General features: G+C 60.3%; 12 protein-coding genes, 1 pseudogene and 1 CRISPR repeat array. Of the genes and pseudogenes, 1 reads left to right on the forward strand and 12 read right to left on the reverse strand.

Annotated features, from left to right (window positions below; all coding sequences use genetic code 11):
• Positions 1-6: 6 nt before the first annotated feature.
• The 7 genes from J3U88_RS03440 to J3U88_RS03470 form a co-directional block, all read right to left on the reverse strand.
• Entirely contained in the window at positions 7-7,449 is a 7,443-nt protein-coding gene (locus tag J3U88_RS03440) for a non-ribosomal peptide synthetase (protein ID WP_207856735.1), read from the reverse strand.
• 8 nt (positions 7,450-7,457) lie between these two features.
• On the reverse strand, positions 7,458-8,573 hold the full coding sequence (gene hppD / locus J3U88_RS03445; RefSeq protein WP_207856736.1) for a 4-hydroxyphenylpyruvate dioxygenase: 1,116 nt from the start codon (positions 8,571-8,573) through the stop codon (positions 7,458-7,460).
• A 138-nt stretch (positions 8,574-8,711) separates the two neighbouring features.
• Complete coding sequence (locus J3U88_RS03450) at positions 8,712-10,232, reverse strand: 4-hydroxyphenylacetate 3-hydroxylase family protein (RefSeq protein WP_207856737.1); 1,521 nt, start codon at positions 10,230-10,232, stop codon at positions 8,712-8,714.
• A 248-nt stretch (positions 10,233-10,480) separates the two neighbouring features.
• Positions 10,481-11,998, reverse strand: coding sequence for a PepSY-associated TM helix domain-containing protein (locus tag J3U88_RS03455; protein ID WP_207856739.1), 1,518 nt, complete (start codon positions 11,996-11,998; stop codon positions 10,481-10,483).
• Positions 11,999-12,118: 120 nt separating this feature from the next.
• Positions 12,119-12,418: a hypothetical protein gene (locus J3U88_RS03460; protein ID WP_207856741.1), complete on the reverse strand. Its 300-nt coding sequence runs from the start codon at positions 12,416-12,418 to the stop codon at positions 12,119-12,121.
• Positions 12,402-12,725: a hypothetical protein gene (locus J3U88_RS03465; protein ID WP_207856743.1), complete on the reverse strand. Its 324-nt coding sequence runs from the start codon at positions 12,723-12,725 to the stop codon at positions 12,402-12,404. The genes J3U88_RS03460 and J3U88_RS03465 overlap by 17 nt, the downstream gene beginning before the upstream one ends.
• Before the next feature lie 6 nt (positions 12,726-12,731).
• Positions 12,732-14,999 carry a TonB-dependent receptor gene (locus tag J3U88_RS03470; protein WP_207856745.1) on the reverse strand — a complete coding sequence of 756 codons (2,268 nt, stop codon included), beginning with the start codon at positions 14,997-14,999 and terminating at the stop codon, positions 12,732-12,734.
• Positions 15,000-15,335: 336 nt separating this feature from the next.
• Here J3U88_RS03470 and J3U88_RS03475 point away from each other — a divergent pair, with 336 nt between their 5' ends.
• On the forward strand, positions 15,336-16,973 hold the full coding sequence (locus J3U88_RS03475) for an immunoglobulin domain-containing protein (RefSeq protein ID WP_207856747.1): 1,638 nt from the start codon (positions 15,336-15,338) through the stop codon (positions 16,971-16,973).
• Positions 16,974-17,074: 101 nt separating this feature from the next.
• On the opposite strand, the gene J3U88_RS34160 is transcribed toward J3U88_RS03475, so the two are convergent.
• The 5 genes and pseudogenes from J3U88_RS34160 to J3U88_RS03495 form a co-directional block, all read right to left on the reverse strand.
• Positions 17,075-17,719 carry a hypothetical protein gene (locus tag J3U88_RS34160; RefSeq protein WP_243435763.1) on the reverse strand — a complete coding sequence of 215 codons (645 nt, stop codon included), beginning with the start codon at positions 17,717-17,719 and terminating at the stop codon, positions 17,075-17,077.
• A gap of 213 nt (positions 17,720-17,932) precedes the next feature.
• Positions 17,933-18,268: pseudogene (locus J3U88_RS35220) on the reverse strand (hypothetical protein); the annotation flags it as partial.
• Positions 18,269-18,883: 615 nt separating this feature from the next.
• Positions 18,884-21,235: an HzsA-related protein gene (locus J3U88_RS03485; RefSeq protein WP_207856751.1), complete on the reverse strand. Its 2,352-nt coding sequence runs from the start codon at positions 21,233-21,235 to the stop codon at positions 18,884-18,886.
• 612 nt (positions 21,236-21,847) lie between these two features.
• A CRISPR array of direct repeats spans positions 21,848-22,173; the repeat unit is 38 nt; unit sequence CTTAGTGACCTACATCCACTACAACAAGGATTGGAACT.
• 74 nt (positions 22,174-22,247) lie between these two features.
• Positions 22,248-22,832 carry a TetR/AcrR family transcriptional regulator gene (locus J3U88_RS03490; protein ID WP_207856753.1) on the reverse strand — a complete coding sequence of 195 codons (585 nt, stop codon included), beginning with the start codon at positions 22,830-22,832 and terminating at the stop codon, positions 22,248-22,250.
• Between the two features lie 49 nt (positions 22,833-22,881).
• Complete coding sequence (locus tag J3U88_RS03495; RefSeq protein ID WP_207856755.1) at positions 22,882-24,126, reverse strand: hypothetical protein; 1,245 nt, start codon at positions 24,124-24,126, stop codon at positions 22,882-22,884.
• Between the last annotated feature and the right edge of the window lies 1 nt (position 24,127).

Raw genomic sequence — 24,127 nt, forward strand, 5'->3', positions numbered from 1 at the left:
CGTTTCCTAAAAATCAAAATCCACGTCCAGCAGGACGGTTTGGTGTTGTTCGGCCTCGGCGCGGAAGGGCAGCGTGTCGAGCGGTTGGGACGGGTCCAACAGGGCGGCGTCCGTTAATGCCTGCCAGCGATGGACCAGCAGTTCGATGTCGGCGTCGCTGAAGCGGCGGGTGTCGTATTCGACCTGCATGCTGATGCCGTTGTTGTGTTCGCGCAGGTTGAAACTGAGGTCGAGGCGGTTGGTGCGCGGAAAAAGTTCGACCGGTTCCAGCGTCAAGCCGGGAATCAGGAATTCGGGGTTGTCCTGTTCGGCGGTGTTCTGCAGCACCAACGCGACCTGGAGCGAGGCGGCGGCGCGTGGATCCGCTTGGGGTTGGTCCAACAAATCCACCAAGTCATTGCGCACCTGGTTCAGCAGCGCGTTAAAGGCGGTGTGCGGCGTGCAGGTCGCTTGAAGCGGCCGTGTTTGTACGAAGGCGCCCACCATGCGGCGGGTATCGGGGTGGAACCGCGCCGCGATGGGTACGCCCAGAGCCAAATGTTCCACGCCTGTCCAGCGGTGCAGGGCGGCTGCAAGGGTTGCGGCGAGAACCGGGTACAAGCCGGCGTCACGCAGGCGAGCGAGGTGGTTGAGGCGCTGTTGCAGCGCGGCATCCCATGTGAAGACAAGGGTGTTGCCGGTCAGCGGATTGCCGGTTTCGGGGAGTGGCTCGGTGAACAGCGGTGGGGCTTTGATCTCGGTGGCATGTTCCCGCGATTCCCAAGCTTCCCGTGCCTGTTCCCAGGCCGCGTAATCGGCATAATCGGGCGCGGCAAGCCGGGGCGGCGGGTTTTGGTCGCACAGCCGTGCGTGACAGCAGGTTAGCCAATCGCGCACCAGCAGATCGAGCGACCAGCCGTCGGCGACCAGGTGGTGAATGACAAACACGGCGAGGTAGGTTCCCGGTCGGCCTGGCTGATGAGGGCCTTCGCTAAAGACGGCCGCACGCAGCGGGCTGTCCTGTTCCAAATCAAAGGGTTGCTCCATAAACGCCTGTGCACGGGCGCGTGCCTCGGTGGGTGATGGGGTTTCGATCAACGGCAACGGCCGGGTTTCACGTGGGACCACCACCTGTTGCGGCAGACCCGCGGCCAACACAAAACGCGTGCGCAGCGCTGCATGGCGTGCGATTAAATCGTTGAAGGCCTGCTCCAACGCCTCGATCTGCAGCGTGCCCGCGAGGTGGAAGCCGGCCGGAATAGGGTAGGCGCGGGCACGGGCCGGATTTTGGCAGGCGGTCCACATCACCCGCTGGGCATGGGACAAAGGCGCGCGATCCCGGTGGGGTCGTGCCGGGATGGGTGTGAAGGCGCCGATCTCGCGATGGAAATCGAGATGGCGCGCCAGGTCACACAGGCGGGGATGGGCAAACACCGAACGCAGCTCCAGCCGCATGCCGTGTTCTTGTTCTAACGCCATCGCCAAGCGGCTCGCGCTGATGCTGTTGCCGCCAAGCGCAAAGAAATCGGCCTCGCGATCAGCGATGGTGGCGACGCCGGGGAGCAGTCGGCCCCACAGGACTGCCAGGAGGCGTTCCGTGTCGGTGCGCGGCGCATCGCCCGCGGGAGACGTGACTGCATGGCCCATCGCGGTGCCGGTCACGCGCCGCCGGGCCAGGGCCTGGCGGTCTATTTTACCGCTTGCCGTGAAGGGGAGCGCCGTGATCGCCATCCAGGATGACGGCACCATCCACTCGGGCAGGCGCTTCAGCAAAGCGGCACGCGGCCGCGCAGGATCCGGCAGCCGGTCGCCCACCAGCCAGGCCCACAGGTTGCCGTCTTGTTCGTCTTTGACCACGGCCGCGTCGGTGATGCCGTCCAAAGCGAGTAAGTGGTGTTCAATTTCACCGCACTCCACGCGGAAGCCGCGAATTTTGACCTGGTTATCGATGCGGCCGAGGAAGTGGAAGCAGCCGGATTCATCGCGGGTGACCCAATCGCCGGTGCGGTACCAGCGTCGGCCGTCAACCGTGACAAACCGTTCGGCGGTTTGCTCCGGCCTTTGCCAATAGCCGGCCGCGAGACAGGGACCGGCCAGCCAAAGTTCGCCGCGCGCCCCGCTCGGTAGGTTTTGGCCGTGTTCGTTGCAGACCCGGGCTTCCACCGCGCCGACCGCCTGACCGATGGGCGGTTGTTCGCGGGTGTCCCCGGCGGGTAATCGGTAGGCGGTGACAACGTGGGATTCGGTGGGTCCGTAGTGGTTGTGCAGGGTCAGGTTGGGGCGCAGCGCAAGGAACTGTTGCAACGCCTCGGTTTGGATCAACGCTTCCCCGGCCGTGATCACATGCCGCAGGCGGCGTCCCCATTCCGGTAGTGCGTCCTCGCACACCCGGCGTAGGGCGGTGTAGGGCAGGAAGGCGACAGTGACCTGTTGGTTTTCGATCAAGCGACGCAGGGCGGCCAAATCGCGGCGGGTTTCGGGGTCGGGCAGGATCAGCGTCGACCCGCCGCATAGGGCGAAGAGGGTCTCTTGCAAAAACACATCGAAGGTAAAGGCGGCGAATTGCAGCACCCGCCGCCGGCCCGGCAATTCGGTGAGTTGCCAGTCGATTAGGTGGTTGAGGCAGCGGTGGGTTTGCAGCACGGCCTTGGGGATGCCGGTGGAGCCGGAGGTATAGAGCAGGTAGGCGGGATGGTCGGGGCCGGCCGGATAGGGTTTCGCGACGGTGGCCGGCGCCACCTGGCTGGGTCGCAACCAAGGCGTGTCTGCCGCCCAGTCCGGGCGCTGTTCTGCAAGCAGCACCCGCGCGCCGGCATCGGCCACGGCGAAGGCGTTGCGTTCGGCCGGCGCGCCCGGGTCCAGCGGCAGAAACACAAAACCCGCGCGCAACAGCGCCAACAAGGCAACCACCCGTTCCAAGGGATTTTCAAAGGCGACGCCCACAATGTCGCCGGGCACCACACCCGTGTCCTGAAGTTGACCGACCAGCGCGGTGACCCGGCGGTGAAGGGTGAAGTAGTCGGTGCGATCCTGTTCGGTTTCCACGGCGATGTGGTTGGGGTAATGGGCGGCCATGGCTTCGAAATAGGCGCTGGTTTTGGCGTATTGGCGGTTCACGCTTTGCCGCGGCGCCACCGGGACAAGGGTGTGTTGCGCCAAGGGTTTGTTTTCATCCTGAATCATCAGGGCGGGGAGTGCCAAAAGGGTGGTGGCGATGTGCCGCGCCCGTTCGGCGGGATAGCGGTCGGCGTCGTATTCGAAATCCAGGAACAGGGCGTCGCCTTCCTCGCGGAAACTGAACAACCAATCGAACTTGGCATGGCGCACCGGCGGCGCCAGGCGTTTGGCGCGGATGCCGTCCAGACCCTTGTAATGGTCGCGGGTGTTGAGCAGGACCAACATCACGTCAAATAAAGGTGAACGGCCCGGTTCCGCCGCGGTGCCCAGCGTTTCGATCAGGCAGTCAAAGGGATAGTCGGCGTGTTCCAAGGCGGCCGTGTCGCGCGCGCGCAGGTTTTGTAAAAGCGCGGCGGCCGACGCGGTCGGATCAAAGTTACAGCGCAAGGCCAGGGTGTTCGCGTAAAAACCGATGCTTTCGTTGAGTAACGCGTGGCTCCGTGCCGCCACCGGTGCGCCGATGGTGATGTCCCGTTCATTACTATATATATAGAGCAGCCAAACCAAGGCGGCGTGGTACCCCATGAACCGGGTCGCCTCCTGTTTTGTGAGCCAGGCGTCGAAGGCCGCGAGGGTTTGCGGCGGCATGTGCAGTGTCACCGTGCCCGCCGGTCGCAAGCCGTCGCCGCGCGGGCTCTGGCTGGGTAAGGGAAGCGGTGGGACGGGTTGGGCAAAACAGTCGCGCCAAAACGCGCGCGCCTGCTGTTGGGCGTCGGCGACCGCGTCGGAGCGTTGCCAAGCCGCGTAACGGGAAATGGGGAAGGCCTCGGGGAGCGACCCGTTACCGTTGTAAAAATGGACCACCTCGTCGAGCAGCAGGTCAATCGAGGTGGCATCGCTGATGATGTGGTGGAACACCAGGCTCAGCACCGCCTGGGTCGGCGCCGTTTGCCAGAGCGCCGCGCGGAACAGGGGGCCTTGTTCCAAATCGAACGGGGCGAACAGGTCGCGCTGCAAGGCCGCATCCACACGATCCGGTTCGATCACAAACCCACCCAGGGTCCAGGGCATGGAAGCGACAACCACCATCCGCGGCGCCCCGTTGCAGCGGATGAACCGCGCGCGCAACGCCTCGTGGCGGGCAACAACCTTTTGCAGCGCGCTTTGAAGCCGGTCGCGATCAACGGCACCTTGGAGCTCGAGGAGCAGCGGCAAATGGTAACTGGTGTCGTCGGGTTCCCGTTGCTGAAGCAGGTACAGCCGTTCTTGGGCGTGGCTTAGCGGGCCGTCCCCGCCCGGCGCAACCTCGGGAATGCTGTTTGGGGCCTGGGGCGTTTGTTGCGCGAGCCAAGCGGCTTGCTCCCACAGCCGCGGTTTCTCAAAAACCACCGCCAAGGGCATGGTGATGGTTAACCTTTGGGCGACGGCCCGCACCACGCGGGTCGCTTTGAGCGAATGGCCGCCGGCTTGGAAGAAGTGCGCGTCGCGGCGCTGGATCGGGGTGTCCAGAACCTCGGCCCAAATCTCCGCCAGCGCCCGTTCGCTCGCGGTACGCGGTGGGACGGCTGTTTCCGGTGCTTGTTGGGTAGCCTCGGTTTCCCGTAACAGCTGCAGGTTGATTTTGCCGGCCACGTTGCGGGGCAATTCCGAGTGGCGGATAAAACGCCAGGGAATCATGGGGTCGGGCAGGTAGGTTGCCAAGAAGGCGCGAAGATCCTGGGGTTCCGTTTCGCATTCGATATGGGCGACCAGGTGCAGGTCGGCACCCCGGCCTACCGTGTGCAGCGCCGCGGCGCGAATGTCAGGGTGGCGTTGCAAGGCGGCTTCAATCTCGCCCGGCTCAATGCGAAAACCACGCATGCTGATTTGTCGGTCGGCCCGGCCCACGAAATGAAGCCTGCCCGCGTGATCCCATTTGCCGAGATCGCCGCTACGGTACCAGGTTTGTTCCCCGTCGCGATAAAAACGCTCTTCCGCCGCGTCCGGTTGTTTGAGGTAACCCAGGCTGACGCCGCGGCCGCCGATATGGATTTCACCGGTGACGCCGACGGGGACGGGTTGCCGCTCCCCATCCAAAACCCGAACCACATAACCTGGCAGCGGACGGCCGAGGTGGTGGCCCTCGCGGCGCAGGTCGGCGTAGGTGGCGCAGACGGTGGTTTCGGTAGGGCCGTAGCTGTTGTAAACCGTCAGCGCCTCGGGTAACCGGTCGTAGTGTTCGGGTTGGAGCGCATCACCGCCGGAAATCAAACAGCGCAACGGCGTGTCGGCCGGCGGGTTTTCGTTCAGCAGGGCCACCACCGCGGGCGTGGTTGACAGCACCTGGATGCCTTCCTGCTTCACCCGCCGCCATAAGGTCGTTCCGTCGCGCAGCGCGCCGCGGTCAAGCACTACCAAGCAGCCGCCGCGGCACAATACCGGCACGATTTCTTCCAGGCTGGTGTCAAAGGTCAGCGATGCCTGCTGGGCGACGCGGTCCTGTTCACTCAGGCCGATGCGCGCGCTAAAAACCGCCGCATAATGGGCCAAGGCCGCGTGGTTGTTCCATACGCCCTTGGGGGTTCCGGTCGAACCGGAGGTGAAGATGACATAAGCCGCGTCGTGTTGATGGACCCGCGCGGCGCCGTCCCAGGGGGGCAAAGCCGCCGCCACCGCCGGGGTGATCTGGGCCTCGGGGTTGTCCTGTTTTTCAGCGATAATGCAGCCGGCCTCGGTTTCTGCCAAGACCGCCGCCAACCGGTGGCTCGGGACGTCCGGTTCGACCGGAACGTACACCCCGCCGACGGCCCAAATACCCCACATCGCCGCCACCGCCTCGGGGCCGGCGTTTAATTGAACGACGACCGCATCGCCGCACGAAAGCGCGGCACCCAGCAGCGCGGCGGCATAACGGCGCGCTTGTTCCGCCAAACGCGCATAGGTCCAGGTCTCGTCACCCTGGACCAGCGCGGGACGGTCCGCCTGAGCCGCGACCTGTTCCCAAAAGAGGGTATTCACATGGCACGCGGCGCGCGGCCAACCCGGACCTTGTTCGGCCGCGGCAATCAAGGCCCGTTCGGCGAGCGGCATCGGTTGCAGCGCGCGCAGCGGGGTGTCCTCGGCTGCCAACAGGGTATCGATCAAATGGGTCAGGCGCGCGAAGATGGGATCAATGTCGTCAAAAACGTCCGTGCTGTAATCCAGGCTGAGCTTGATGCCGCCTTGCTGGAAATCGTTGATGTTAAACGTGAGCACGTGTTCCTCGGATTCGCTGAAATACCAAACCGGATCGTGGGGAACGCCGCCGAAGCCGTCGTCGTACAGCGAATTTTGGTAATTGAATTGGACCGGGGTCAGGCGCGCTTCGCTGAGGTCCAGGGCGGTGAGGATGCGGTGGATCGGATAACGCTGGCGGCGAAAGTCGCGTTTGCTAATGCCTTCGATTTGCTGCATGAGTTCGGAAAACAGCACGACCTTGCCGGGCTCGCACAGCAGTGGGATGAAATTACTGAACATGCCGACGGCGGTTTTGTGCTGTTTGCGGGGTCGGTTCAACACCGAGACGCCCAGCGCCAAGGCCGGCAAACCACTGATTTGGTGAAGGTAAAGGCTGAGCAGGGCGGCAAAGAAGGTGTACACCGATTGGTTGTGGCGTTCGCAATAAGCGTAAATCGCCCGCGATTGCGGCAGCAAGTGTTCGACCCGTTTGGCCGCGTGCCCGCTTTTCGGGCGCGGAAAAGCCTGTTCCAGCGGGAAGGGTTGCAGCGGGGCGATTTTGTCGTACCAGTACTGGTGATCCTTCGCGCAGCGGGCGCCCGCCAAGTAATCCGCTTCGAACGGGAGGTAATCGAAAAAACCCTCCTGGGGCGGCTCGCGATGGTTTGGGTCGGCGTTGAACGCGGAAACCAAGCGGCTGAGTTGGTTGTAAATCACCGAGATGCCCCAGGCGTCGCAAATGACGTGGTGCACGTGCAACAAAAGCGCGAACTGGTGATGCCCGTATTTCAGCAGGCGCACGCGCAGCATCACGTCCCGTTCCAGATCAAATTGCCAAGCGCGTGCTTCATCCACCAGTGATCGGCACACGGCCGCGAAGGCGGTTTCGTCCAATGCGCCCAGGTCGATGAATTGGTAATCGGGCGTCACCTGATCGCGGCAAACTTGGTGCGGACCCTCTTCATCCTCGACAAACACCAGACGCAACGCGGGTTGCAGTTCGTGGAGGGTGGCCACCGCGCGGGCGACGGTTTCGGGATCGAGCGCGCCCTGCAGGCGCGAAATCCCAATCACTTGGTAAAGTTGGGCGTTGCCCTGCCATTGTTGGCCAAAATAGATACCGCGTTGCGGTTCGCTTAAACGGAATGAATCTGCCATGAATTGCCTCACCGGGTAACCAGGCTGCCGCGGCGGGCCTGGTCTTGTTCGACCGCTTCAAATAAGGCGCGGACGTTGTCTTGGCCAAAACCTTCGTAGTTGCACCGGCGTTGGATGATTTCGTAAAAAAAGGTGGGCCGGTCGCCGAAGGGTTTGGTAAAGGTTTGAAAAAGATAGGCCTTCCCTTGCTTGTCGCAGAGGATGCACTGTTCTTCCAGTTGGTCGATCAGCGCATGGGGTAACCGACCCGCCTTGCGCAGGTTGTCGTAATAGGTGGTCGGGTAGGCCACGAATTCCACCCCGGCCGCGCGCATGGTTGCCACCGTTGCGAAAATATCGTCGGTGGCAAAGGCCACGTGTTGCACGCCGCTGCCGTGGAAGGCCTCCAGGTACTCCTGGACCTGCGACGGGTTGCGGCTTTTGACCGGTTCCACAAAAACCCCGGTTAAGGCGCGGTTGGCCGCGCGCCAAACCGCCAGCCGCATTCCGGAAACCGTGCTGCCCACGTCCTCCTCGTCCCAGGTCTGCAGCAAGGTGCCGCCGAACAAGCTGGTGAAGTAGTCCGTCCATCGCGTCATTTCGTTGGGGTACACCCCGAACGCGATGTGGTCGATGTGGCGCAAACCCTGGTCCTCGTGGTTCGCCGCCCGTTGGACCGCTTCATAACCCGGCGCAAAACAGCCGTCGTAAGCGGTGCGGTCGAACAGGGTGAGTTCGTTGCCGTCGAGGAATTTGAGGCGCGCCGTGCGAATGGAACCGTTTTTGTCCGTTTGGGTGATGGGTTCACCCAAGGGAATGGCGCCGCGTTTGACCGCCTCCGCGAAGGCCGCGTCAACCTGGTCCACCGTGAAGGCGAGGTGTTTGACCCCGTTGCCGTGGCGGTCCACAAAGGAGAGGATGTCGTAGGCGCTGGGGTGGGCCGCCGAGGTGACAACCAGGCGGATGCCGTTTTTTTCGAGCACATAGGAAACCCGGTCAAGCACCCCGGTTTCGGGGCCGGCGTAGGCGATGGTGCGGAATCCGAGCGCACGTTCGTGCCAAAAAACCACCATCTTGGCCATGCCGACGAAAAGTTCGATGTGGTCCAGTTGCGGTTGATCCAATTCGTGAGAAAACGCGTGCATGGGGTGACCTCCTGTGAGCCTCGTTTCCAAGGTTTGCTTGCAGTGGGTTGGCGGCGAAGGACGGCATCGAAAAACGGGCACAGCGCGGCCCTTGCGGCGAACCGCCTCGGAAGAACCTGGATTGATGTGTGATGCGGGCTAAGCGGGGCTGCCGACTGGTACACGCCGCGCCAGGGCGTCGGCCTCGGCCAAATCGGGAGCGGTCCAGCCGTCCAAATCGTATTCGTCCATGCAGTCGTCGACCATGTCGACGCAGTCGTTGAGGTCGCCGTTGCCAAGGCTCGAAAAAAACGAATCGAGACGCACGAATTCGTGGCTGCCCAGGTAGTTGTGTTCGTAAAGCAGATGGCGCCCGCCAAATTCCGAACCGGTGGCGTCCCACAACAGCTTCATCACCTTCATGCGTTCTTCCGCGTCCGTTTGCGAGCCGCGTAGGTATTGGTCCAGGTCGGGTCGCAGTTCCGGGTTTTTGAAATCGGCGCTGGAGGAGTTCACGTACACCAACCCACTGGCCACGATCTGGCGCACCACCTCGTGGTAGCGGGCGTAGGCCGCGGTGGAAATCACGCGGTAGGCGGTGGCGTAACGGCTGTTGGGCAACACCGTGCCCTGAACCCAAGGCTCCGGGTTGCGCGCCATGGCGTCGGACAAGGCCCACAAGGTGTTGCGGTAGGCCAGCACCTCGCCGATCTGTGCCCGCACCCCGCGGAATTCCAAGCTGCCGGTGGCTTCGACGCCTTTCACCAGCAGGCCGGTTAAGAAGTCCAACTTCACCGCAAGACGGGTGCAGGCTTGGAAACACGAGTTGGGTACAAAACCCGAGTGGGCCATAAATCGTTTGGTTTTGGCCGTGTCGCGGTAGATGAACAGGTTTTCCCAAGGCACGAACACTTCTTTGAAAATCAGTACCGAGTCGTTTTCGTCAAATCGGCTGGAAAGGGGATAGTCGAACGGTGAGCCGGTATGCTGTACCGCGGCCGGGTAGGAGGGCCGGCACAGCAACTTCACGCCCGGCGCGTCGATGGGCACGATGAAGGTCAAGGCCATGTCGGCGTTGGTGATCTGCGCCGTTTGCGCGATGAAGTTGTAATGGGTTAGGGCCGATCCGGTGGCGACCGCCTTGGCGCCGCTCACGATGATGCCGCCGTCCGTTTCGCGGTCCAGCTTGAGAAACACATCGGCCGACTGGTCCGCGCTCAGGTTGCGGTCCACCGGTGGGTTCACAATGGCGTGGTTGAAGTAATACACCCGTTCCCGCGCTTTTTGGAACCAGGCACGCGCGTTATCGGCAAAATCACCGTAAAATTCGGCGTTCACGCCCAGGGTCGCGAGCAGGCTTGCTTTGTATTCGGGCGAGCGGCCCATCCAGCCATAACTCATTTTGGCCCAGGCAACAATCGCATCCCGCGCGGCGAGCAGTTCCTCGGCTGAATGGGCCGGGTTAAAGAATTTATGGGTGAAACCGCCGTTTTCCAGCGGCGCGGTTAAGGTCTCGCGCCGGTCGGGGTCGTGGAGCGCGTCGTACATGCGGGCGATCATCCGCGCCGAGGTCGCAAACGCGGGGTGTGTGGTCACATCCGCAACGCGTTCGCCGTAAATCCACACCTGGCGGTTGTCGCGCAGGCTTTCGAGATAGGTTTGTCCGGTAAATGGGGTCATGCGTGTGTCCTTGGAGATTGCGGCGTAGGGGAAATGAATGATGGAGAACCTGTTTATTGAGACTCTATCTCAATAAAGTTTATAGCAAGAAAAGGTCTGAATCAGCAAGCGACAACTTGATCAAAGTGCGGGGTAAATCACGTTTTACAAGATGTTTGCGGATAGGAAAGCGGGCTTGCCCGGCGACGCGCGCGGGCCTGCCGGCGCGTCGCCGGGGTGCTTTTCGTATGGGGTTTTGGGGGAAGGGGTCAGCTTTCGCGGCTCGGTGTCAATACCCGCGCCTGGGCGGGCCGGGTGGAGGGCCATAGGCGACGCTGCAAAACGACCCATAGCGTCAGGCCGATCAGGAAAAACACGGCATCGACCGCGAACACATAAGGCAATTCGCGATAGCTGCGCCAGAGAAAATCACCCGTCGCCAGGCCGTTAACCAGGGGAATCAGCCAGGCCGTCGCCGCGTTGGCCGCCGTCAGGGGGAGGGTGAGCTGCGCGGGGGTAGGGCCGAACCATGCGAGCAACACCACGCCCAGCCAGGTCAGCCAAAAAGCCACGTAAGGCGCATCGCCCGCGAGCAGGGCGTGGGTCAAAAACAGGACGGCCGTCGCGGTGGGCAACCCGCCGCAGACGCCCATCGCAAAACGGGCGTAACGGTTTGTGCTCGGCGCCGCGCCGTGTTTTTGGTGCAGCCGTTTTTCCAGCCAGATCATGGTACCCGTTGCGCACAAGGCCGTCAGCGATAGGCCCAACAGGAAGTAGAGCCATTTCAACAGCGGTCCGCCAAAGCTACCGAAGTGCAGCGGGGTCACCATGCCGAAGAGTTGGTGCCAGACACCGCCTTGGTTCCAGTTAACGCGGTGGAGCAATGCACCGTCGGCACCGCTAAAGACAAAGGCGTTTTGGTAAGTGAGGGTTTCCCGTGCCGGCCCGTTGAATTCGATTTGGGCGCCGCCGTCACCGTATTCGCGCAGGCTCACGTATTGGATATCCATCGACGGGTCGTCGCTGAGCACGCGCTCGCGCAGGGTGTCCAAGGACATCATGGGTGCTGGCTGTTCCGTGCGTTGCGCGGGTGGGCCGCTAAACGCCTGGGTCGCCGCGTCAACATCACCGTTGTAGGTCGCCAGCGCCATGAAGGGACCGAGGAAGCCGAGCAGGCCGAGGATCGCGCCGGTGAAGGCAATCACCAGGGTGAAGGGTAAACCCCAGGTACCCAGCACCTTGTGGATGTCGGTCAGCCACATGCGGCGGGTTTTGGTGGGGCGGGTTAGCCAGAGTTCGCTCCAGCGTTTGCGGTGGATCAGGAACCCTGTAACCAGCAGGAGCAGCAAAAAGATGCCGCTCAGGCCGATTGAATAGCGGCCGAGGGGGTAGGGAAGGTGAAGGTCCGTGTGCAGGTGCCCGAGGAATTCGGAAATTTCCGCGTGGTGCGTCGGCAGCAGCTCGCCCGTGTGGGGATCGATGTGGATGTCCTGGTGTTCGCCGTTGTGGAAGGTGGCAAGGCTGAGGTAGGGCTGCGCGGGCGAGGGCATCGCAATAAACACGTTGGGTTGGGTGAGGCCCGCCGCGCGTGCATCTTGGTAGCGGGCTTCCAGCGAGAAGGGGGCCGGGTTGTAGGCGCGGCGCAGGTGGGGATTGGTCCAGGCGCCTAGTTCGCCCACGAACATTGCGACCGATCCCGAGAAACAAATCACAAACAGCAGCACACCGAGGATCAACCCCGCCCAGGCGTGGGTTTCGAGCATAATCTTGCGGTTACGTTGGTTCATAAGAGGGCTCCAAAAGGCCGAGGGCGTTGGGGTTCATCCGCTTTTGGGCGGGTGTGAACCGGGCGGCGCGGTGGGTTAAACCGCTTGTTTAAATAGGGCTAAGCCTGGCGGCACGGCGGGTTAAACCGCTTGTTTGAATAGGAATAAGCCGGTGGTGGCGAGGGCGGTGAACAGGAGTGTCGGCACGCCGACCCACAGCCAGGCTTGTTTGCCCGTGTGGGCCGTGAAGGCCGTGCACATCGCCGTAACCCACACGCCGGGGAACAGCAGGGCGCCCATGAACATGCGGTCGAACGGGTCCGACGGCCAAAATACCGAGCAGCTCACACCCACGGCGAGGGCGAGTAACAAACCGCCGAGGGTGCCCGCGCTGATACGCCCCCAGGGTTTGGGCGTGACCGCCTTAGCTTGTGACGACATGGAGACCTCCGGCGAGGATGCAGAGCCACGGCCAAGCGGTGGCGGCGCGGGGCAGGATTTTGTGGCTGAGCACGATCAGTGGCGCGATCAGCGTGGCCGACCACAGCGCGCCGACGATGCCGGGACCGGGACCGAGCAGGACGATCCAGGTCGCCGCCCCGTTGAGGGCGGCAATCAGCGCGGTGCATTGGAGGAAGCGGCGTTTGCCGCGCGGCAGGTCTTTGGCGCGACCGTGGAACCACAGCAACAGGGCCGCGGTGGTGATCGCAAACGCAAGCGGATGGGATGGCGCGAAAAGGCTTGTCATGGCTGCTTACCAGTTGACGCGGATCGAGGCGCCGACCACGCGCGGGTCGCCCAGGGCGATAATCGCACCCTCGCGCACTTTGCCCACGGTCACGTACTCTTCATCCAGCAGGTTGCGCGCGTAAGCGTAGAGGCCCCAGTGCTGAAAGCCGTAACCCAATTGGGTGTTCACCAGCGTGCGTGCGTCCTGCAAACCGACCGCCTCATTTCCTGGTGATCGGTAGCTGTCGCCCAGGTAATTGACGTCGCCTTGGGCGAAAAAGCCGCCCGTATGTTGGTAGGCCGAGCCCAGCGTCCACGATTGCTCGGCCGCGCCGGGGAAGCGGTTGCCGGTGTAGTCGCGGCCGTCCGGGGTAACGAAGTTCTCAAAGCGCGTGTTGGTGTAGCCGTAACCCAGGTAGAGATCCCAATTCGCACGAATGTGGCCGCGCAGTTCCAGCTCCGCGCCGTAGAGGCGCGATTCGCCCGCGTTGATGACCTCGGTATCGAATTGGTTGGCGGAGAGGGGCACCGTGATTTGTTGGTCCGACCAATCCGTATAAAACAAATTGCTGCTGAGCAGCAGGCGGTTGTCAAGCAGCGGTGCGCGCAGGGCCAATTCGTAGTTCCAGGTGAATTCGGGATCGTAATTGCTGACCGAGGCGCGAACCGCGTTGACCGCGACGCCGCCCGCGCGATAACCGCGACGGATCGAGGCCGCCAGGCTGACGTCGTTGGTCGCCGTGTAGCGTAGGCTGAGCGAGGGAAGTACGGCGTCGAAATCCGTGTCGCCCGTGCCCGCGCCGTTGGCGCCCGCGATTTGGGCTGCAATCGCGCCGTTCACCAGGGCGATGCCTTGACCCAGTTCGGCCGGGTAGGGCGGGGTCGGGAAATCGGCCGGGTTGGGAAGTTGCGAGAGCAGGCCCGCCGTATTGTTGATGTCGAGGTCAAAGGTTTCGTGATCGTAGCGCAGCCCGGCTTGGAGCTGCCAGCGCGGGTTCAGGTCAAGGTGGAAATCCGTGTAAACCGCGAGGTTGCGGGTTTCCGCGCGGTTGGCCGAGGTCGTGTTTGCCTGCAACAGCGCCGGGTAAAAATCGGCGAGCGCGGCCGGGATGCCCAGCGCCGCCGAGGACAAGGCCACGCGGCCCCGGTAGCCGTCATCGTCCTCCAGGTCCGCCGCGTAGATGCCGATCAACCCGCGCAACTTTTTGCCCGTGTAGTTAAAGCGAATGTCTTGGGTGAGGTTGGTGTTTTCCAAGGCACGCACCGTGGAACCCAGATCCCGCGGGCTCAGGTCGTTGTCAAATTGCGCGTCGTAGTCGCCTTGGTTATAGCTGGTAACCGCGTGCAATGACCAGGTTTCCGACCAGTGGTAGTTGGTTTCGAGTGTCGCGATCTGGGTGCGGTAATCGTTGTAGGTCTCGATGTCGAAGGGCGCCTCACGGGTGGCGTAGGGATCGTTGACATCGGAGCGTTGGCTGTCCCAGCCCTTGTCGGCGCTGCCGTGGGTTAAGGTCAATTGGAAGCTGAGGTCGCGGTCTTCAAAAGGGATGTACAGTAGTTTGGCGCGGTAGGTTGCTTGTTCGCTTTCGTCCGCGTCCGTGTTGATGTGCGGGTTGGTGACAAAACCCTCGTGTTGGCGGTGATCCGCGGAAACGCGGTAGGCCAGCTTGCCGTCGATGAGCGCGCCGCCGTGGGCAAAGGCCACTTGGCTTTCGCCCGCCTCGCCGCCGGACAGCTTAAATGCGCCCTGTTGCGAGAAGGTCGGCTGTTTGGAACGCAGGAAAATGCTGCCGGCCAGCGCGTTGCGGCCTTGGGTGGTGGATTGTGGGCCGCGGAAGACCTCGACCTGTTCCAAATCCCAGGTGCTGAGTGGCCCGCCTTCGATGGTACGGCGGCCCAGCACCGAGCCGTCCACGTAGACCGAGGCCAAGCCGTTAAAGCCGCCGCCGGACACGTCGACCGCGTCGACACCGCGAATGGAAAAGCCGTTATCGCCGAAGCGGGTGGCCACGTTGGCGGTGCGGGTGATCATGGCATACATGTCGCGCACATCGGCCTTTTTCATCTCCTCATCCGTCGCAACCCGCACGGATGAAACGGTTTCGGCCAGGCTTCGGTCTGTTTTTTCACCCTTGACCACGATCTGTTCGTGGACCTTTTCGGGTGGGTTTTCTTCAGGCGTTTGGGCGTGTGAAGGAAAAAACGCGCTCAGCCCAAATAGTGAATAAGCAAAAGTTCGCGAAAGGAAATATCGCGGATGGAACGAATCCGTGTGACACGAAAAAACAGACATAGCTAGCTCCATGAAAGAAAGCAAGAGAAATGAAAAACAGCGAGGTCCGAAAGAGAGACGCCCGACGGGACACTACTTTATTGAGACTGAATATCAATGTCAATCGATTTTCCCGTCAAATCCTTTCTCCTCAAGTCCCTATGGCTTGGCACAAGCGGCATCGCTCGCTTCAGAAAAAAGAGGCGGTCCCGTCGCCTCGTTTGGGTGGTGCTTTCAAAATTCGGAAATAACCCCTTTTCCCTCTTGATTGAAGTCGCTATTGGTGAGGGAATAGCGGCAACCGTTACCCCAACCCCATGGTCGCCTCGTGCGATTAACTCGGAGGAGGCCCTTCCCATGTACACGTCGTTTCGTTGGTTAAGTCTTGTTTCGCTGTTGTTGTCCCCGCTGTCTGCGCAGGATTTTGACCTGTTTATTCCCGACATCACCCTTGGGACCCATGTCACCGAGGGCCAGGCCGTCTGTGTCCAGGTACCCGTTTTTTTGCGGAACAACACCGATCAAGTTCGGGATTTCGGACAGGTTAGTTTCGATTTGCAGTTAAACGATCCCGACGGCATCGTGACCGGTGGGACCGGTCAGGTGTTGGCGACCTCCGTGGTGTCGACGAATATATTTGTGACCGGTTTGGCCAATCCGCCCGTCCCGCTGAACCAATACATTCAAGGGTTTAGCCACACCTGTGGGAACCTGTACAACGGCTTGCAGGAACAAACCTTGGACCCGCTGTTGCCCACGCTGTTCCTGCCGGTTGGTGCCGCGGCCAACTTTGTGATTGCCGCAAATCAGGATGACCGCCAAATTTTTGCGCTCGCCTTCTCTACGAGTAACCTGAACCTGGCCGCACGCGATACGGGCTTGTTGTCGGTACTCCAAATCCCCATCGCCGCGCCCGAGGCGGGCCGTGGTTTAACCCTGCGCCCCTTCGGAACCGGCAATTTCTATACCCGCGACGGTTTTATCCAACTGCCGTTCAGCCCGCTCGACGGTGCCGAACCCAACGCCTTCTTTGATCTGAAATTTTGCGAGCCCGCCACCGCCGGTGTGAACGGCATCCCAAGGAATGATCCGCTGACCTTGTGCGCGGGCGAATCGATTGATTTAACCGTCGCCGTGGACGGCCAGACGCCGACCGCGTTTCAGTGGCGCCGCGACGGCACGGCCCTGGCCGGCGCAACCACGGCCGTCCTCACCGTCGCCGAGGGCAACAACCACGCCGGCGTCTACGATTGCATGGTCACCACACCGTGCGGGACTTATGCGTCTTCCGCTTTCACCGTTGCGGCCGGTTCAATTCAAACCAGCATCACCCAGCAGCCGGCGACGACAGCCGGCTGCATCGCCGGCACCGCCACCTTTTCGGTGGGCGTGCAGACCACCGGCGCAGCCGCCGTGCAATGGTTCTTCAACGACAGCGCGATACCGGGAGAAACCGGACGCACCTTGACCCTGACCAACCTCAACCTGGGCATGGAGGGGACCTACCACTGCACCGTCGACGACAACTGTGTCACCCTGACCAGCAGCCCGGCTGAATTGACGCTGGGCAGCACCGCCGCCGAGGTGTTCCCGCGGGTGCAAGCCCTGGGCGTGGGCAATGTGTCGATCATTGCCAACGTGACCTGTGAGGGAAGCGCCCCGGATTACGCCTGGGTCAACCAAAACACCAACACCGCGATTTCAAACGCACAAAACCTGTCGGAAAACCCAAGTGAATTCCTTGAAACCACGGCGTTTGTTTTTACCCTAACCAACACCCAAACCCAACAAACCGCCGAGGCAACCGCGTTGTTGCTGGTTTCGGACAACGTGCTGATGACGGACCCCAACCAGGACCAGGCCAACAACATCTTCGACCTGCGTTTGGTGGTATCGGATTGGGGCGGCACCGACATCACCTTCGACGCCGACGGCGACGACCAAATCACCGTGCTCGACCTGCTCTACATCAACATCGGCGGCCCATTCCGGTAGGGGTGATTTTTGATTCATGCCGTGAACAAGAAGGGCGCCGGCTAAGCGCCCTTTTGAGATGAATTTCCTGTGTTTGGCTGATGTCACCGATGCTTTTTCACCTAACGAAAGTCAGGTTTGAGCCTTGTTAAAACAACAAAGGGTTGTTCTTCATCTTCCCGATCATAATCGGAAGGGATTCTGATGGTTCTGCCAATATGTTCCTCAAGGAAAAGCACGTACTTTCGGTTGGTGATGAAGAGGCCGGTTTCTTCATAAACGTCTTTTAAGGTCGACATATTGGCACGTATCCGGTGTTCGGCGAGTTGGGTTCCGTCTGGATCAAAAGGCACATAACCCAGAGCGCCGACTTTTACCAAAATGAGATTGGAGAAGGTTTGTATGTCGTGAACCATGCCGTTTTTGTTGAATAATTCGAAGCGGTTTCTTCGGTTGGACCAGTCCACTTGATCGTACAAAGCCGGTGTGAGTGGGTCGGGAACCTGAATGTCGTAGACAACCTTTGATGGTTCTGTTGGCGAGAGAAAGGTGAGGCGAGAGAAATCGGGGCTGCCTAACCAAAATGTTTCTCCTACTTGAACCAGGTGATCAGCGGTACCGTCGCCATACTTTTGCTCGGGATGGCGTTCCCGGTAACACAGCATGGTGTCAAATTGTATCCTTTCTATTTCGCCATCGGACGTCCAGCTAACCTGATACAAGGCGGTTCCTATTTTTTGTTCGGTGCCATCAAATACCCCGGCCAAGATCAATCGGTCTTTTGTCGGCCAAGCGAAAGCGGTTCCGATGGGAACCTGTTTTCCTGGTACCTTGATGGGGTTGCGCAAATCAACACGGAATTTAAATTCGCCTTGCGCCGAGAACACCACCAAATGCGCGCGCTGAAGTTCCCAAAACGCCAATAAATCGTCGAAAATTCGGGTACCAAAATGGAGTCGGTGGACATCCCGCGGCCCTTCGCCCGCGGCCGCAATGCGTCGATCAAAACTGCCGTCGAGATGGAAACGGAAAAGGTTGTTACCCCGCTCATCGGAAAGAAAGATGCCTGATTCTGTTAGCATCGCTAGCTTTGGGTCGTCTGAAAAAAATAAATCGTTTTGTTCAAGTGGGAAAGCTGTTTCGACTTCCAGAAGATCCGTAAGCGATTTGACCTGGTTGTAATTTTTCCCCTTAGAGATGGGTTTTAAAGATTCTTTGTTGTTGAACGAATGGTTTTCGCAACCAATGGTGAGCAAGAAGAGAAGAAAGAGAATGAGCCTGAAGTAGATATTAAATAACTTTACTGTGGTGTGCATAATGATTCAAACATGGTCAAAAAGTCAATGCACGGATCGCCGAGTCCGTCGGTAGTACAATCGTCACCAAACATAATTGTGCAGCGCTTAAAGAAAAATGATTCTGTAACGCAGAAATATTGCTTGCATATGAACTTCATTTTAGCGCATCGGCATGAGCAGTTATGAACAAGTGGGGCTTCTCTTTGGTTTAAATAAATTGGTAACTGACCTTGGCTGGTATTTAACCGCCATCCAAACATTGAAAGGGAAATCAAGAATAAGAACAGCGTAACCCGACGGATCATAATCTAACTCCATAACATGGATAGTGGAGAAATGAAGGCCCAAAAAATCAAGCTATTTAGGCCAAATAACGCTTGATTCGCTCTGGATGAATTCAAACAGGACTTCAGTTGTTGAGATCATGAGGTCAGAAAAAGTAGTTGAGCCATGGTGGCACTTTTTGTTTGTTAATGTCAAATTAAAAAATAGGATATTTTTTTGTGTTTCCTTCGGTGGAAAAACAGCGCTTTTGGGTTGACCGAACGGCCAACCCAAAAAATGGTTACCAAATTCTAAATAGAAGCGCGTTTTCTAGATGGGAGGAATCTTCTTTTTTGGTTCTTGGCTTTCCTACAAACTGAGCCAGCCGGCGCACCAGCGGCGGACGTCGTCGTTGTTTACCACCGCGTCGCAGTTTTGGTCGTGGCTGGTGTCGTTGTCACGGACGGCGTTCACCAGCAGCGCTGCATCCAGCACATTCACGCTTAGGTTTTGGTCGCGGTCCCGTTGGTCCGCCACGCAGGCTTGGTTCGATTTCCAGTATTGCAGCAGCGTGCGCAGTGCCTCGGGTTCGTTGACCGGTTCGGGGTTGCCCGCTTGGTCCGCGGTGTTCACCCCGTGACAGGAGGCACATACCCGAATCTCGCCTGGCTGGAAGGTGAGCCAAAAACGTTCGCGCACGACCGGAACACCCTGGGGATCCGTCAGTTGCCACGACAACGCGCGGCGCGCCGGCACAAAGGCCGCCATCGAACCGTCGTTGCCCAGCAAGACGCTGCCCGGCGGGTTGGTCGCGCCCGGTGGGTTGGCCGGCTCTTCCGGTTCACGCATGAACTGGGCGATGGCACGTCGGCCCGGTGCCGGGTCCTCCGTGCCGCCCACGCCGCGCACGTGGTCCGCTTGGAAAAATTGCAGGTAACGCACGTCGTAGATTTGGCCGTCGTCGCCCAGGGTTTGCGTGTTGGTGTCGGCCACGCGCAGGTTAAACGGCTGCTGACGGTCGTTGGCGTCGCGGGTGGTCACGTTGCGGCTGACCACCAGGGCCAGGTCGCGTTCGACCATCCACTGTTGCAGCGCTTCCATGTTGACCGACGCCTGGGTGATCACGCCGCGTTCCACCTCGGGTACCGGATCGGTGTGGGGTGTCGGCCGCGTGCTTGCCACCAGTTCGACCGGGCTCATTTCCCACAGGGCGCCGCTGTAGGAAACCAACACGTCGGGGTCGTAGTAGGAAAGGGTTTCGTTGATGCCGTTGGTGATGGCCGCCCCCGCGGTTTGGTGCTCGCCCGCGGGTTGCAGCAGTTTGATGCGGAAATCGTATCGGGAGAGTGGGTTGGCGCGGGAACCCAGGTTGGTGTCGCCGCGTGTTTCCGGCGTGTGCACGGCCAGGACTTGGCCGTCGCTGAGGACCAACACGTCGCGGTAGAGGCCGGAGTGGTTGTTGCTCGGCTGGTCGGCGGTGTTGGCGGTGTCGCGGTGGGTCACATAGTTAAACGGCATTTGGTCCGGGTTCGCCCCCGCCGCTCCTTGGAACATCACCACCTGGCCGGCGGCGTGGGTGCCGAATTCGGGCGCATCAATCGCGTAGAAGGTGCCGGGACGGGTCGGGTCCTCGCGTGGGCGGAACAGGTTGCGGATCGGGCGTTCGTTGAAGCGACCGGACACCGCCGAAATGAATTCGAAAATTCCGCCGTCGTCGTTGAAGACCTGGGCGAAGTAGCTGATCATTTCGTGGCGGCCGATGTGGTTGATCACTTCCTCGCCGGTCCCGTCGGTGTTGATTTGCCAAACGAAGAAGCGGTTAAAGCTGTGGCCCACCAAGTTGGTGCCTTGCAGCAAATCGGACCGGGCGGCCCGTGGTTCGGGAAAAAGCTCGTCGCGGTTGGGCAGGCGCGCGGCCTGCGCGCTTTCATCCGCATAGTTGAAGGTGCCCTGGGTGGTGGGGACCTGGTTGGCCACTCCCCCGTCGGCCTGTTGGTCCCGTTGCAGGTGGTCCCAGCGGGAGAAAATCACGCGGCCGTCGCTGTCGATGATCGGGTTAAAAGCGCCGGAGGGCGCGTGGTTGAGGATGTGGACGTTGCCGCTGACCGGGTCCAATTTCCATAGGCCGGTGGGGGTCGGCGTACTTTCGTATTCATCGCGGACCGGGTAGTGGTGGCGGCTGCCGTCGCGCGGCTGGTCAGAGACAAAAATAATGCTGTCGTCGGGCGCGTAACAGGGTTGGATGTTGTTGTAGGTTTCCGGCTGGTTGGGCAACTTGGTGACGACGGGGGTGTCGTTGGGGCCCAGCCCGGTGATTTCGTAAAGTTGCCAGTAATAATCGTTGTAGCGGAACTGTTCGGGTGCGCCGACGACCATGCTGAACAACACTTTTTGGCCGTCCCAGTGGACGATGGGATCGCGCACGTTGATGGCCGCGGCGCCTTGCAGGCCGTTGTTGCCCAGGCCCGCGGCGCGGGTCAGGTTGCGGACCGAGCCGTCGGTGTAGCGGATGTACAAATCGCCGCCGCGCCCGACCAGGGACATGGTGGCGCGGTGATGGCCGAAGGTGGCGCCGATGGTGACGAAATCGTTGGGGATCGGTACCTGGGCGACAAAAACAATGGGGTTGGGCAGGTCGAGCCCTTTTTTGGGTTGAGGGGTCGCGGCGGAAACGAACAGGCACGACCATAAACATAGGCAAGCAAGCAACACGCGTCTCATGGAACCATCCTTATGGGTTGGTGCAATCGGTAGGGGAGGGCCGACCACGACCGGGGCGCCGGTGGGGCACCTTCTGGCGCTGAGCGATAGGGGAGCGGACACTAAAATAGCGATAGATAATCATTGAATCGCAGCTAATCATAGGTTCCAGGGTGGAAAATAACCGTGAGCCAGGGCACGTGCGCTAAATGGGGAGCAATGCCCACGAGGGAACAGGCGGTGGTGGCGCAATGGGGGTAAAGCGGCGATGGGATCGGCCTCAAACGTGGGTGTGGCTTGCTTGCATGCTTGGCCGCAAAGCCTGAGGGGTCGGACCAAGGCGAGCGCCGGGGTTCATCCCGGCGGGAGAGGGCTTGGTTTTTTGGGGCGGGGCTGTGATTGTGATGGGTGCACGCGTCGTGGAAAAAATGTTGGAACGAGGCAAACTTTCCGAACCCAAGCGGTCAGAGATGCGTTAAGATGAAGCAAATCAACGAATTAGCAAAGAAAAAACTCGCGATTTGGGAGGTAAAACAGGGTGTTTTCCGGTAGATTCGCCCCAAAAAAGGCCAAAAGATCCAACAGATTTTTCGCCGTAACCGCCAGAAAGTAAAGCACTTCCAAAAAATAGCTCTTAGTGACCTACATCCACTACAACAAGGATTGGAACCAATGACCGGCGACAATGTTCAACAAATTTTGATTCTTAGTGACCTACATCCACTACAACAAGGATTGGAACTAAACCCGCGCTTGCTGTGAAATAGGTGGGACACTCTTAGTGACCTACATCCACTACAACAAGGATTGGAACTGTGATCCTGACGGGTTTCCCGTCCACAAAGACACCTTAGTGACCTACATCCACTACAACAAGGATTGGAACTCCAGCGCGGCCGTGGTCTCACCAAGTAACGGCACCTTAGTGACCTACATCCACTACAACAAGGATTGGAACTCCTTGCCGCCGTTGCGGCTAATGCGCTTGTTAACGGTTCGCGACCTAAAGCCACGACACCAACGATGCAAACCCTCACTCCAGCAGTGACATCGCCGTGTCCAGCACGTCCTTGACCATTTCGGGGTCGGCTTCCAGCTTGGTGGCGATGAACAGGCCCTGGGCGATGCAGCAAAAGGTGCTGGCAATTGCGCGCACATTCACCCCGCGCGGCAACTCGCCCACTTCCTTGGCGCGGACCAGCGTCGCCCGAATCGCGGCGGTAATGGTTTCGAAGTGCGACAACAGCATCCTTTTGATTTCCTCATCCGCCTCGTTCAACTCCGCGATGGTGTTGCCCACCAAACAGCCCGGGCTGTTCGGGTCCAGCGCGATTTGACCCATCACTTGGAACACGTCTCTTATGTTTTGCAGGGGGGAACCGGGGCGGTCCAAAATTTCTTGGATCATCACTTCCTGCGCGTGGCCGTAGCGGTTGACCGCTTCCATAAACAAACCGCGTTTGTCGCCCCAGGCCGAGTACAAACTCTGTCGCGCGATGCCCATGGTCTCCACCAAATCGGACATGCCCGATCCATGGTAACCCCGTTCGTAAAAGTGCATCAGCGCCTTGTCCAGCGCTTGCTCGCGATCAAAACCGATTGGTCTGCCTCGTCCCATCAACCGTCTCCTCCACAAAACTACCGTCTATCTTAGCCGACCCGGCCGCTTACCAGAAGTAACCCAGTTCCAAACGCAGGTGGTCGTCGCGATGGAAACCGTGAAGCAAATCCGGTGACTCGGTGTTGCTGAAGGTGCGCATCTCCAAACTGAGCTTGAGCTGATCACTCAAACGCCGGCTCGCTTCCAGGTTCCAAAAACGGCCCGCGTTCTCGCGGTCCCAGACCACGCCGCCCAAAAAGGTCGTGTCCCAGGTATCGTTTAACGCCCAGCGCGTGCCCACAAACACATCGTCCGCGAAGGGATGGGTCGCCGCCGCGTCGCGCTCGTCCCACAAAAATTCCATCAGCACCCCGATATCCAAACCCGTGGCTTTGACATCGAAAAAGGTGTACTCGAAGCCCGCCACCGCCGCCGCGAAATCGGTTTCGCCAAAACCGTGTCGATAGGCGCCTTCCAACTTCAGCAACCAACTGCCGAAGGTGCCTTGCACATCCAAGCCGGTTTGATCGATGACCGGGTAATAGGGTGCCAACACCACCGCGCCGTCCCGCGCCACCGGTGTGAACAGCGGCTCGCGTGAGGTGCCGTGGAAATGAGAAACGCCCACATCCCAGGCTGCCACGCTGTGCTGGTAACGAATCGCCGCGTCGAGCCGTTGGTCCTCCGCGCCCGATGCGTAATGGGCCAAATCGCTGTCGACCACCGTGCCGCCGCGCAAACGACCGTCGGCGCCGGCGAAGGTGCGCTCGCGGAACCCCGTCAGCAGAAACAGGTCGACCGTGCCCCAGTCGTTGATCCAAGCCAGGTTCGCCATCGGTTGACCGAGCTTTTCTTCACCGTCGAGGTTCTCGACCAAATCGGTTTGGTTGATGATGTCGACCAGGTGAAAGGATTCCGTCACGCCCCAAAACACCTTGCGCACGCCCAGGCGCCATTCCCAGCTGTCCGCCGCGCGCAGCCAGGTCAATTCGCGCACATCGACGTGGGTGCGTTCCGCGTCTTGGGTGTCGTAGCGGAAAAAGGCTTTCACCGTCAGGGATTGGCGGTCGTTGTCCCAGGCGTGGTAGTACTCGGGTTCAACAAAGACGCTGAAGGCCGTGTTTTCTTGTTGGGGCTCGGACCCGCCGCGCGAGAAGCCAAAAGCTTCCAGCGCCGCTTGGCCGGACCATTCACCCGCCTGTAGGAACGGGAACGAAACCGAAAGCAGCAGGGCCGCCGTCAGCACCTTGATCGCGGATTCTGGAAAAAGCGTGCGAAACACGAACAAGGCTTGTCTTCGGATGGGGCGCATG

This window comes from Acanthopleuribacter pedis (genome assembly GCF_017377855.1).
In the GTDB taxonomy this organism is placed as follows: domain Bacteria; phylum Acidobacteriota; class Holophagae; order Acanthopleuribacterales; family Acanthopleuribacteraceae; genus Acanthopleuribacter; species Acanthopleuribacter pedis.